Raw genomic sequence first — 12,959 nt, forward strand, 5'->3', positions numbered from 1 at the left:
TTTTTATAATAGTCAAACATAATGACTTTGCTTTTTTATCAATTATTTTAAATGAATCTAGAGTTTGGCTGATTACTATTTTATGTTAGAATGATAGTATCAAAATAAATTATATTTGAGGTGAAAAATAATGTTGATTGTTGATGGAGAAAAATATCTTGCGGAAATAAAAGAATTGATCATTGAGTATACAAATTCATTGAATCGAGATTTCTCTTTTCAAAACATAGATGCTGAATTAGAAGATTTAAAAAGAAGATATCTATAGTCTCATGGGCGTATTTTAGCGGTTGTCGACTGATGGTAAAGCTGTTGGCTGTATTGCTTATTGTCACCATCTTAATCAATGCTGTGAAATGAAACGTCTATATGTAAAACCAGATTTTCGTAATCAGTGACAAGGTCAAAAATTAATTGAAGCAATTATTGAAACTGCTCAAGGAGATGGTTATAAAGAGATGGTTTTGGATACAATCAAACCGTTAAAAAGGGCGATTTCGTTATATAAAAAATATGTTTTTAAAAAAATTGAACCACATTATGATAATCCAACGGATGACGTAATTTATATGAAATTAGTATTCTAATAAGCAAAGAAAGTGAGATAGGTTAATGGGAATATTATTGGTTAGGCTTATTGATGTAATAAATGAATATAGTGAAGATAGTACTTTTTATAGTATTGCTTATACAATGCTTTTGAATTTTGATAATTTGCAAAATCTTAGTATTAATGATGTTGCAAATTTATGTCATGTATCAAAATCAACTATTAGTAAGTTTGTACGATCATTAAATTTTGAAGATTATTCCGATTTTAAGGCAGAAGCATATTTTAAGGAAAATCGTTTTAACAGTGATTATAATTATGTTGCCAATATCCAACAATATATTGCTAATCAAGACGCAAATACCTATATTGACAAAGTTATTCAGGATATTGAAATAATCAAAAATATTGATATGACAGTGATTAGAAAAATTGCTCAAATAATTTATCAATATCCAAAAGTCACGGCATTTGGAACACTTTTTTCACAATTGGGAGCGTTAGATTTGCAGTATAAACTGGCCTATAATCATAAATTTATTATGAGTTATGTAAATGATGTTAAACAAGACGAATACTTAAAAAATAATAGTGAACAAGGTGTTGTGATCATTTATTCTAATTCTGGTAACTATTTAAATAAGTATCAGTTATCATCATTTGATGAAAAGAAAAAATACGACTATAAAAATAAAAAGGTTATTTTAATTACTGCAAACGAAATGATGGTAAATCATCCCGATGTTGATATTTGTCTTGTCTATCAGCATTTATCTAAATTACAAACACATAGTTATATCTATCCTTTGATTAATGACTTGATTGTTGCTGAATATAGAAGTTTCCAAAATGCGAACTTTTAAGTTTATATAAAAAACTCCGTTATAATAGTAGTATCAAAGGAGGAACAAAGTATGAGTAGATTTCCAGATAATTTTTTATGGGGTGGAGCTAGTGCTGATTTTCAATATGAGGGTGGATTTGGTGAAGGTAATCGCGGCTTGATTACAGCAGATTTTGTAACAGATGGTAATGTTGATACGTTACGTCAGGTAACTTATAAGTGTAAAGATGGAACGCTTGGTTCGTCACCATTAAAGGCTGAAATTCCTGAAGGAGCAACTGGATATATTGATCCTGAGCGTTATTATCCAAGTCATGATGGAGTTGATTTTTATCATCGTTATAAAGAAGATATCGCTTTAATGGCAGAAATGGGATTTAATGTTTATCGTTTTAGTATTTGCTGGACAAGAATTTTTCCGACAGGCGAAGAGGCTGAAGGAAATGAGTTAGGTTTGAAGTTTTATGAGAATGTTATTGATGAATTATTAAAGTATCACATAGAGCCTTTAATTACAATTTGTCATGATGAAATTCCTGCATATTTAGCTGATCATTATGATGGATGGTCATCACGCCATACAATTAATTGCTACTTAAAATTATGTAAAACATTATTTGAACGTTTTAAAGGGAAAGTAAAATATTGGTTGACATTTAATGAGCTTAATGTTGTAAAGGGTTATGCTCAAATGGGAACTCATAAAATTGATAGTCAAACGCATTATCAAGCGATGCATCATGTTTTTGTTGCTAGTTCATTGGCAACAAAAATGGCTCATGAAATGATGCCAGGGTGCATGGTAGGAACAATGTATGCAATGAGTGGTTTATATCCATTAACTTGCAAGCCTGAGGACATGATGGCACATATGAATACTAGAAGATTATCGTATTTTTATGCAGACACTATGGTAACTGGCGGATATCCATATTATGCACAAGCATTATTTGAAAAAGAAGGGGTCGTACTGGTTAAGGAGCCAGGTGATGATGATTTACTAAAAGAATATCCACTAGATTTTATTACTTTTAGCTACTATAGAACAACAACCGTTAATGCTAACACTAAATTAAATATTATCGGATTAGCAATGGATCTAAATCCCTATTTAGAAGCAACCCCTTGGGGTTGGCCAATTGATCCTGTTGGATTGCGCTATGTTATGAATGAACTTTATGATCGTTATAAAAAACCAATTATGATTGTTGAAAACGGAATGGGTGAAATCGATCATTTTGAAAATGACACAGTTATAGATGATTATCGGATCCGATATTTAAAAGATCATTTTAAAAACATGAAAGATGCCATTAATATTGATCATGTAGATTGTATTGGTTATACGATGTGGGGGGCTATTGATCTTGTTTCACTTAGTACCGGGGAAATGAAAAAACGTTATGGTTTTGTTTATGTAGATAAAAATGATGATGGTAGCGGAACATATAATCGATATAAAAAGAAAAGTTTTGATTGGATGAAAGAAGTTATTGCAACAAATGGAGAAAAGATATAAGGAGGGAAATAAAATTCCCTTTTTTTAAATTTTAATCGGGTCTATTTATAATTTAGGTTAATATATTTAAAGGAGGAATGATTAGGAGGAATCATAGATGTGTACAGCAATAAAGATATATTCAGATAATGGAGATATTTATTTTGGTCGAACAATGGATTTTTCATTTGAATTAAATCCTGAACTTTATTATATTCCTGCAAAATACCAGTGGCGCAATGTTCTAAATACTCATGATATTGAAAATAAGTACAATATTCTTGGTATCGGGCAAGATGTCTCTCCTGTTGCTTTAAGTGATGGTGTTAATGACCATGGATTTGCAGTTGCGGCATTATATTTTTCTGGGTTTGCTCAATATGATGGGCTAAAAAAAGATAATACATCAATTATCCCGATCGCTGCTTTTGAACTAGTTTATTTTTTATTAAGTCAATGTGCTTCAGTAAAAGAAGCTCAAGAATTAATAAAAGTCATCAAAATTATTGGTGTAGAAGATAGTATTACACATATAGCAGCTCCTCTTCATTGGATAATAAGCGATGCAAATAACAATTGTATGGTGATTGAAAAAACAATAGATGGTCTACATGCGATTAATAATCCTATTGGTGTTCTTGCAAATAGTCCAGATTTTTCTTGGCATATGACTAATTTACGAAATTATTACAATTTATCGCCATATCAATTTCAAGAAGCAATATGGAACAATATAAAACTTACTCCATTTGGACAAGGTGCAGGAACATTAGGTTTACCAGGGGATTATACACCACCATCACGTTTTATTAGAGCAGCATTTCAAAAAACATATACAGATATTCCAATTGATCGTCATCAAGCTGTGATAACTTGTTTCCGGATCATGGAAACGGTCAGTATTCCTAAAGGGGTCGTCATTACAGCAGATCAAACTTCTGATTATACTCAATATACGATGTTTATTAACTTAGCAACTCGAGAATATTATTTTAAAACATATTGGAATAATCAGATAACAAGAGTTGAATTTCCTCAATATGATGAAAAAGATATGAAAATGCTTTCATTGGGACCGTTAAATCAAACGATTGAATTTAAAACTAGAAGTATTTTTTTATAAAAGGATGTGTTGTTAGATACATCTTTTTTTGTTTATATTTATGATTATTGTGAAAGAATAAAATATGCTTAAGCATATTCGTTGAAGATAATCGAATGACTATGCTAGAATGGCATTCTAAGGATGTGAAAAAAATGTTGATACAAAAAAGAAATGGTCTTTTTCAAGACTATGATAACAATAAAATAGAAACAGCAATAAAAAAAGCTTTTTGCAGTTTATCTGAAACAATAAAAGATGATGAATTAAAAAAGATGATTGCAGATATTGAAAAACATATTATAGCTGATATGTCTGTTGAAGCAATTCAAGATTTGGTTGAAGAAACATTGATGAAACATGGATATCTTCAAGTAGCAAAAGCTTATATTTTATATCGTCAAAAGCATACGGAGCAGCGATTGATAATTGATGAACTGCTTGCCTTATTGGGAGATCAAAATCTAAAAAAGGTTCTATTGAAGATTCACAAAGACTATCCTCAAGAAGAATATTCATTGCAATTATTATTAGTGAAATTTAAAACATTTTATAAAGAGGGTATGAGTCATTTTGAAGCGTTGAAAATGTTGATGAAAGCGAGTGTGGAATTAATTAGTAAAGAAGCACCTAAATGGGAGATGATTTCAGCTCGATTTTTAACTTATGATGTAAATCAACAGGTTGACCAAAAAATGAATACCGCTGGTAGATATACTTTTTATGAGCGGATTAACTATTTAGCACAACAAGGTTATTATGGACAATATATTCTTGAAAGCTATTCAAAAGATGAAATAGACATGTTAGGACAGTATATTAGCGAATCGCGAAATGAATTATTTACATATAGTGGTCTTGAATTGATTGTTAAAAGATACTTGATTCAAAATCATGACCGCGAAATTATTGAAAAACCACAGGAAATGTTTATGTCAATTGCTATGCATTTGGCCATGAATGAATCAAATAGAGTTAAGTGGGCAAAAGAGATTTATGATATTTTAAGTACTTTAAAAGTGACGATGGCAACACCAACTATGTCTAATGCGAGAAAGCCATTTCATCAAATGAGTTCATGTTTTATTGATACTGTCGATGATTCATTAGCAGGAATATATAAAAGTATAGATAATTTTGCTAAAGTTTCAAAAAACGGTGGTGGAATGGGACTGTATTTTGGAAAAGTACGTGCTAATGGAAGTAGTATCAGAGGTTTCAAAGGAGCAGCAGGAGGTGTGATTCGATGGCTTAAACTTGTAAATGATACTGCAACAGCAGTAGATCAATTAGGAGTTCGGCAGGGAGCAGCAGCAGTATATTTGGATGCATGGCATAAAGATCTACCCGAATTTTTACAAATTAGAACAAATAATGGCGATGATCGAATGAAAGCACATGATATTTTTCCTGCGGTTTGTTATCCAGATTTATTTTGGAAATTAGCTAAAAATGATTTGGAAGCTTCATGGTACATGATGTGTCCACACGAGATACATGAAGTTAAAGGTTATTATTTAGAGGATTGTTATGGTGAAGAGTGGGAAAGGAAATATTATGAGTGCGTTGAAGATGACCGAATTCCTAAACGCGTTATGACAGTTAAAGAAATTGTTCGTTTAATTATTAAATCACTAGTTGAAACAGGAACTCCTTTCACATTTAATCGCGATCATGTTAATAATTTTAATCCTAATCCTCATCAGGGAATGATATATTGCAGTAATCTTTGCACAGAAATTGCTCAAAATATGCAAGCGATGGAGATCTTACCGTCTGAGGAAATTGAGGTTAATGGTGAAACTATTATTGTTGAAAAAACAAAACCAGGTGATTTTGTAGTTTGTAATTTAGCTTCATTAACATTAGGTCATCTTGATGTCTTAAATGATGATGAATTGAGACACGTTATCAGTGTTGTAATTAGGGCTTTGGACAATGTAATTGATTTAAATTATTATCCAATTCCTTTTGCCAAAATAACTAATCAAAAATATCGTGCGATTGGATTAGGAACAAGTGGTTATCATCATATGCTGGTAAAATTGAAAATGTCATTTGAAAGTGATGAGCATTTACAGTTTATTGAGCAGCTTTATGAAAAGATTAATTACTTTGCGTTGGAAGCTTCATGTGATTTAGCTAAAGAAAAAGGAAGTTACTCATTGTTTAATGGTAGTGATTTTGAAACAGGTGCATACTTTATAAAACGTCGCTATCAAAGTAAAGCATGGCAAAATCTTCAAGCTAAAATCAAAGAAAATGGTTTAAGAAATGGATATCTTTTAGCGATTGCTCCAACCAGTTCAACTTCAATTATTGCTGGAACAACAGCAGCTGTTGATCCTATCATGAAAAAGTATTTTATGGAAGAGAAAAAGGGAAGTATGATTACTAGAGTTGCTCCCGACTTAGATTCTGAAACTTTTTGGTTATATAAAAATGCGCATTATATTGATCAAGAGTGGATTGTTAAAGCAGCGGGAATTAGGCAGCGTCATCTCGACCAGTCACAATCAGTTAATTTATATATGACAAATGAGTTTACTTTTAGAAAGTTGCTTAATTTGTATATTAAAGCTTGGGAGTATGGTGTTAAAACATTATATTATGTTAGAAGCCAGTCTTTAGAAGTTGAAGAATGTGAATCATGCAGTTCATAGGAGGTAATAATGGAACTTAAACAAAAAGCATTATTTAATGCTAAAGGTGATATTGATGTAAGAAAACGTCGAATGATAAATGGAAATACAACAAATCTTAATGATTTTAATAATATGAAATATCAGTGGGTCAGTGATTGGTACCGTCAGGCGATGAATAATTTTTGGATTCCAGAAGAAATAAATTTGACTCAAGATATTAGAGATTATCGTTTGTTAAGTGAGGCAGAACGAACCGCATATGATAAGATTCTTTCATTTTTAGTTTTCTTAGATTCTTTACAGACAGCCAATCTTCCTAATATTGGTGAGTATATTACAGCAAATGAAATTAATCTTTGTTTAACCATTCAAGCATTTCAAGAAGCGGTCCATTCACAAAGTTATAGCTATATGCTTGATTCAATTTGTTCACCAACTAAACGAGATGAAATTTTATATCAATGGAAATTTGATGAACATTTGTTGAAGCGAAATGAATTTATTGGTGAACAGTATAATGCATTTCTTGAACATAAAGATAGTTTTCATTTAATGAAAACGATTATGGCTAATTATATTTTGGAAGGAATTTATTTTTATTCAGGATTTATGTTCTTTTATAATTTAGGACGAATGGGTAAGATGTCGGGATCAGCTCAAGAGATTCGTTATATTAATCGTGATGAAAATACACATTTATGGTTATTTAGAAATATGATTATTGAGCTGCAAAAGGAAGAACCGACATTATTTACCCCTGAAAAGATTGAGGTTTATCGTAATATGCTAAAACGTGGAGTTGAAGAGGAAATTGCTTGGGGGCAATATGTCTTGGGAAATCGAATTGAGGGTCTAACGATGGATATGGTCAGTGATTATATTCATTATCTCGGTAATTTAAGAGCATTTTCATTGAATTTTGAACCATTATATGAAGGATTTGAGACAGAACCTGAAGCAATGAAATGGGTAAGTATTTATAGTAATGCAAATAACATTAAGACCGATTTTTTTGAAGCAAAATCTACTGCTTATGCAAAGTCTAGTGCTATTGAAGATGATTTATAGAATATTTAGAAAAGCAAGATAGAAAACTACCTTGCTTTTTTGATTGATTTATTGTTCAGCTATTTGATGCATAAACGTTTATTAGAGGAGGATATATTGATGTATAGAATAAAAAAATCCGTTATTATTTTCTTCGCTTATCGCATTTATTGTTAGCCTGATCTATTTATTAATATCTATAGTAATAGCAGTATATTATAATCTATGGAATGGTCTATTCCTTCATTCTTATTGTAATTCAGTCGTTTTTGTGTTTTGTTTCCTGTGATAATGATGAGAAATTTTTTATACACCGCTATATATTTTATTTTCAAATATTAATGTGGATGTATCATTGGATAATTTAGCTTTGTTTTCACCAGTTGTCTCGAGCATGTACTTAAATATCATTATGATAGCATCAGTAGGAATCATCGGTTATATAATTTTACAGTCTATTCACCTTAATAAACAGCCACCTTTAATTACTGTCTTTAGTATTTCAGCGATGCATAGGTGCTATTTTAATGATTTTAATTTTATTTTGTCAAAGCTCCGATGCTATTATTAAGGCGTGAACATGAAGCTATTGTTAATCATCAATTATGTATCACTAATACTTTTGAACAGGTTTTTAAAGAAAAAATGCTAAAACTTTATAAAAAAGTTCGGTATCTTTGTAATACTCATGGATATCCTTTTACTAAAAATATTCATTCAAAATATCTTGCTGATTTAATTTATCTAAAAATGAAGCTTCTATGATACTTTTTACTGATTATCTATCTGGTAGACAGTAAGCTTAAAAACTGTATTGCAATGTGATATATTAAACTTTGCCTAAAAATAATAACTATGCTAGTAATAGTTTATTTTTTTATTATATATTTGTTTGACAAGTCTAACACCAGGAGATAAGATATAATTGTTGGTTAGATTAGGCTAACTATTATAATTGTTTTAATTGAAATATTTAGCATTAAATCCTATTTTAAAAAGATTATAGAGGGTGTTGTGTGGTGAATCGGATGATTCTATTCGAAAAATCAATTTGTAAGATTGAAAAATGAGAATTATCCATATTGTGTGATGATGGAAATTAATGGGATGAGTTGTACCGATTGTCAGCAACAAATTGAAAATGAGTTTAATCAGAAGAAAATTTATTTAGAACAGCATTTGGCTGTACTTCTACCAAAACAAGATGCAAGTGTGGAATCAGTCTAGGTTTTAATAGAGATAGTTGGCTATCGTGTTATTAAATTAAAAAAATCTGAATTAAAAGATAGGAGGATTTATATGTATTTGCAATTAGAAAATGTAGAAAAATATTATGGTGAAAATGAAAATCGGGTTCAAGTTTTAAAAGGGGTCAATGGTTCAATAGAACGCGGTGAAATCTGTGTTATGCTAGGACCTTCAGGCTCTGGTAAATCAACATTATTAAATTTAATTGGAGGTATCGAAATAATTGATTATGGTAATGTGATAGTTGGTGGAATTGATTTAGCATCTTTATCAAAAACAAAATTAGGGTTATACCGGCGGGATACTTTGGGCTTTGTTTTCCAATTTTATCATCTAGTCCCAAATTTAACAGTAAAAGAAAATATTGAAACAGGTGCATATTTGAGTAAGACACCACTAGCTGTTGAAACACTATTAGATAAATTAGGATTAAAAGAACATTGCAATAGGTATCCTAATCAATTATCAGGAGGACAGCAGCAACGAACTGCAATTGGTCGTGCTCTAGCAAAAAATCCTAAATTATTATTATGTGATGAACCGACAGGAGCTTTAGATTATCATACATCTAAAGATATTTTAGAATTATTAGAACAGATTAATCAGGATTATGGAACAACTATTTTAATTGTTACTCATAATGATGCAATTGCTAAAATGGCACATCGCGTGCTGCGTTTGCGAGATGGACAAATTATTTCAAACTATTTAAATACATCACGAATCAATGCTAAAGAGTTAGAATGGTAGTAGGGTGTTAGCATGAAAAATCCATTAAATAAGAGTTTAAAAAAAGAATTCACTGATAACTTAGCTCGTTATCTAGCACTTGCTTTGGTCATGATAGTTATGATTGCAACTGTTTCAGGTTTTTTTAGTGTAGCTTATAGTGTTAATAATCTATTAAAACAAAATCAAGATGAATGTTTAGTCGAGGATGGACAGTTTACTGTTTTAAAACCATTGACTAAAGAAGTAATTAAAGAAATTGAAAAAGAGCCTGTAAAACTTTATGAAAATTTCTATAGCGAGCAAAAGATCAAAAATAGTGCTACATTAAGGATATATCAAGATCGTGAAAATATTAATTTGGTTACAGTTTACCAAGGGAAACTCCCAAAAAAGCATCAAGAAATAGCATTAGATCGGCTTTTTGCAATAAAAAATGGTTATAAAATAAATGATCAAATTAAGGTCAATGGTATAAAGTTAACTATCGTTGGATATTTAAGCCTACCTGACTATAGTTCGTTGATTAAGGATAATAGTGATTTAATGATGGATCCTATCCATTTTGGAGTTGCTATTGTAGATGAGTCAGATTTTGCTTTATTAAAAGAGAATAATATTAATTATACTTATAGTTATAAATCAAATGATGATTTAAGTAGTAAAGAAAATTACGATCAATTAAATCAAATTAGAGATATCGTAGTTGATAGTGGATGTAGCTTAACAGGAATGATGACCCAAGAGATGAACCAGGCAATATCATTTTTACCTAATGATATGGGTGGTGATATCCCAATGATGAATATGTTGTTTTATATCATTTTGGTTATTTTAGCCTTTATTTTTGTTGTAATTTCACAGGCGATAATTGAAGACCAAGCAACTGCAATTGGCACATTACTAGCTAATGGTTATACAAAACAAGAGTTGATTCACCATTATCTTACTTTAGTAATGATCATTGTTTTTGTAAGTGGACTAGTGGGAAATGTTATTGGATATACAATAATGCCTTCATTTTTTTCTAATATGTACTATAACAGTTATTGCTTGCCACCATTACAGTTAAAATTTATTCCTAGTGTATTTGTTAATACTACCGTGATTCCTTTTTTGGTTATTTTGATAGTCAATTATTTAATGTTATGGCATAAATTAAATATTTCGCCATTAAAATTTTTAAGACAAGATCTACATGAAAATAAGAAAAGTCATTATATTCATTTAAAGCAAACGTCGTTTATTAAGCGCTATCGTCAAAGAGTGATTCTTCAAAATAAGGGAAGTTATTTGGTTTTAATGATTGGAATTATTTTTGCTAGTTTTCTTTTAACTTTTGGTTTTTGTATTACCCCGTCGATTGAACGTTATTTAGAAAATATGGAAAATAGTATTAAAACAAACTACCAATATCTTTTAAAGGTACCAGTTGAAGCTGCTGGAGAAAAAATAACATATACATCATTACAAACCTATTTTGCTGCTGGGGAAATTGACTTAGATGTTTCATTCTATGGATTAGATGATAATTCTATATATTATGCGGATATTGATTTGCCAAAGGAAAAAGATCAAATTATTATTTCCTACGATTTTGCTAAAAAAGTTGGCTTAGAAAAAGGAGATAAAGTAACGTTTACAAACCAATATACTGAACAAGAATATCAGTTAAAGGTTTTTGATATTTATAATAGCCGAACTAATATAAGTGTTTATATGTCACGTGAATCATTAAATAATTTACTCGAAGAAGATCTGAATTATTATAATAGTTATTTATCAGATCAGAAGTTAAATATTGATAAAAAATATCTTAGTACGATGATTACTAAGACAGATATGCTGAAAATTGGTGATCAAATGACGGAAACCTTTTCACAGATGATTCCGATTATGAGTGGGATAGCGATAGTTATTTATTTAGTTGTAATGTATATTCTAACAAAACTAGTATTAGATCGAAATACTAATTATATGTCGTTTTTAAAAGTGATAGGCTATAACAGCCAAGAAATTGCTAAGATATATCTTAAAGCTACAGCTTTGGTAGTAGTATTTTCATTATTGATTAGTTTACCAATTTGTAAATATGGTTTAGAAATATTGTTTATTCAAGCAATGATGAGATTTGCAGGATATATAGAAATCTATATTCCAACCTACCTCTATGTAATGATTTTTACTGTTGGCTTAATTACTTATTTTGTTGTTAATTGGCTATTGAATAAACAAATTCAAAGAATTGATTTAGGGAAATCTTTAAAAGAAACAGAATAACTATAGGTTATTCTGTTTTCACCTAAAAGGAGGAGATTTTAATGCTTGAAGATATTAAGCTGCCGTTTATAGATAAAAAGGTTATTAATAAGCATGAAAGAGAGTATCAAATAGGTTTAATCGATGGACAGGGAGTAATGACGAGCATAGATATTTATCCAGGGATACAAGTTATATATAATAATTTTCATTGTTTTACTGCTCCGACTGATCAATCTCTCAATCGGCATCGTTATATTGAAATTAATCATTGTCTAAAAGGTAAATTTGAATGTCAGTATAATAAAAATTATTATGCATATTTATGTCAAGGAGATTTAGCAATTAGTGGTGGAACATTAAATAAATTAACTCACTCATTTCCATTGGGTTATTATAATGGTGTAGAAATTTTGATTGAAGTAGAAAAAGCTAAAGAGAATAAATTATTAGATGAATTCAATATTGATATTGATTTAATCAGTAAACGTTTAAAAGAAAGCCATAATGTATATATTTTTCGTGCTACTGCTCAAATTGAACATATTTGTTTAGAAATGTATGAGATAGAAGAGGAATTAAAGAGGAATTACCTAAAAATAAAAGTGTTAGAACTGTTATTATTTTTATCACATCATGACTTTGGAATTTTAGAAAATGAAAAGCATTATTATCCAAAAAAACAAATTGAGATTATCAAGGCAATAAAAACAGAGCTTAGTAACAATATTTCAGCTAAATATGATCTTGAAAAACTAGTAAAACAATACAATATTAATATTCATACATTTCGTAAAGCATTTAAAGAGATTCACGGTAAACCAATCTATCAGTGGTATAAAGAATATCGTTTAGAGTATAGTTTAGGTCTACTGATTAATACCGATATTCCAATTATCGAAATAGCTAATGAGATTGGTTATTCTAATCCAAGTAAATATTCAGCTGCATTTTATCAATATACTTCTATGACACCCCAGCAATATCGTAAATCACATCTTAAAATGGAGCAATAATAACAAAATGGAGTAGCAGTA

At 30.0% G+C, this 12,959-nt stretch carries 14 protein-coding genes; all 14 read left to right on the plus strand.

Going from position 1 to position 12,959, the window contains the following annotated elements:
* The first annotated feature begins 130 nt into the window (after nt 1-130).
* The 14 genes from KTF99_RS17195 to KTF99_RS10640 all read left to right on the plus strand — a co-directional run bounded on the left by KTF99_RS17195 (nt 131) and on the right by KTF99_RS10640 (nt 12,938).
* Nucleotides 131-268 (plus strand): hypothetical protein, encoded by a 138-nt coding sequence (locus KTF99_RS17195; protein WP_003537846.1) that lies wholly within the window; start codon nt 131-133, stop codon nt 266-268.
* Between the two features lie 22 nt (nt 269-290).
* Nucleotides 291-398, plus strand: coding sequence for a GNAT family N-acetyltransferase (locus tag KTF99_RS17545; protein ID WP_336244696.1), 108 nt, complete (start codon nt 291-293; stop codon nt 396-398).
* Between the two features lie 66 nt (nt 399-464).
* On the plus strand, nt 465-587 hold the full coding sequence (locus tag KTF99_RS17410) for a hypothetical protein (RefSeq protein ID WP_003537847.1): 123 nt from the start codon (nt 465-467) through the stop codon (nt 585-587).
* A 25-nt stretch (nt 588-612) separates the two neighbouring features.
* Nucleotides 613-1,413, plus strand: a complete 801-nt coding sequence (locus KTF99_RS10600) for a MurR/RpiR family transcriptional regulator (protein ID WP_003537848.1) — start codon at nt 613-615, stop codon at nt 1,411-1,413.
* Between the two features lie 51 nt (nt 1,414-1,464).
* The gene (locus tag KTF99_RS10605) at nt 1,465-2,913 is read left to right on the plus strand and encodes a glycoside hydrolase family 1 protein (RefSeq protein ID WP_003537849.1); all 1,449 of its coding nucleotides are present in this window, start codon (nt 1,465-1,467) and stop codon (nt 2,911-2,913) included.
* A gap of 97 nt (nt 2,914-3,010) precedes the next feature.
* Nucleotides 3,011-4,015 (plus strand): choloylglycine hydrolase family protein, encoded by a 1,005-nt coding sequence (locus tag KTF99_RS10610; protein ID WP_008792961.1) that lies wholly within the window; start codon nt 3,011-3,013, stop codon nt 4,013-4,015.
* A gap of 134 nt (nt 4,016-4,149) precedes the next feature.
* Nucleotides 4,150-6,657, plus strand: coding sequence for a ribonucleoside-diphosphate reductase subunit alpha (locus tag KTF99_RS10615; RefSeq protein WP_009300807.1), 2,508 nt, complete (start codon nt 4,150-4,152; stop codon nt 6,655-6,657).
* 9 nt (nt 6,658-6,666) lie between these two features.
* Nucleotides 6,667-7,707 carry a ribonucleotide-diphosphate reductase subunit beta gene (locus KTF99_RS10620; RefSeq protein ID WP_003537856.1) on the plus strand — a complete coding sequence of 347 codons (1,041 nt, stop codon included), beginning with the start codon at nt 6,667-6,669 and terminating at the stop codon, nt 7,705-7,707.
* A 280-nt stretch (nt 7,708-7,987) separates the two neighbouring features.
* Nucleotides 7,988-8,257, plus strand: a complete 270-nt coding sequence (locus KTF99_RS17645; protein WP_418361548.1) for a DUF6688 domain-containing protein — start codon at nt 7,988-7,990, stop codon at nt 8,255-8,257.
* Entirely contained in the window at nt 8,245-8,451 is a 207-nt protein-coding gene (locus KTF99_RS17650) for a DUF6688 family protein (RefSeq protein WP_003537858.1), read from the plus strand. The genes KTF99_RS17645 and KTF99_RS17650 overlap by 13 nt, the downstream gene beginning before the upstream one ends.
* Before the next feature lie 294 nt (nt 8,452-8,745).
* Nucleotides 8,746-8,913: a hypothetical protein gene (locus tag KTF99_RS10625; RefSeq protein WP_009009338.1), complete on the plus strand. Its 168-nt coding sequence runs from the start codon at nt 8,746-8,748 to the stop codon at nt 8,911-8,913.
* A 72-nt stretch (nt 8,914-8,985) separates the two neighbouring features.
* The gene (locus KTF99_RS10630; RefSeq protein ID WP_008792963.1) at nt 8,986-9,684 is read left to right on the plus strand and encodes an ABC transporter ATP-binding protein; all 699 of its coding nucleotides are present in this window, start codon (nt 8,986-8,988) and stop codon (nt 9,682-9,684) included.
* A 12-nt stretch (nt 9,685-9,696) separates the two neighbouring features.
* Nucleotides 9,697-11,943 carry an ABC transporter permease gene (locus tag KTF99_RS10635; RefSeq protein WP_029481357.1) on the plus strand — a complete coding sequence of 749 codons (2,247 nt, stop codon included), beginning with the start codon at nt 9,697-9,699 and terminating at the stop codon, nt 11,941-11,943.
* A gap of 41 nt (nt 11,944-11,984) precedes the next feature.
* Nucleotides 11,985-12,938 carry a helix-turn-helix domain-containing protein gene (locus KTF99_RS10640; RefSeq protein ID WP_003537862.1) on the plus strand — a complete coding sequence of 318 codons (954 nt, stop codon included), beginning with the start codon at nt 11,985-11,987 and terminating at the stop codon, nt 12,936-12,938.
* Nucleotides 12,939-12,959 lie beyond the last annotated feature (21 nt).

Source organism: Erysipelatoclostridium sp. MSK.7.34, assembly GCF_019041935.1.
In the GTDB taxonomy this organism is placed as follows: domain Bacteria; phylum Bacillota_I; class Bacilli_A; order Erysipelotrichales; family Coprobacillaceae; genus Thomasclavelia; species Thomasclavelia ramosa.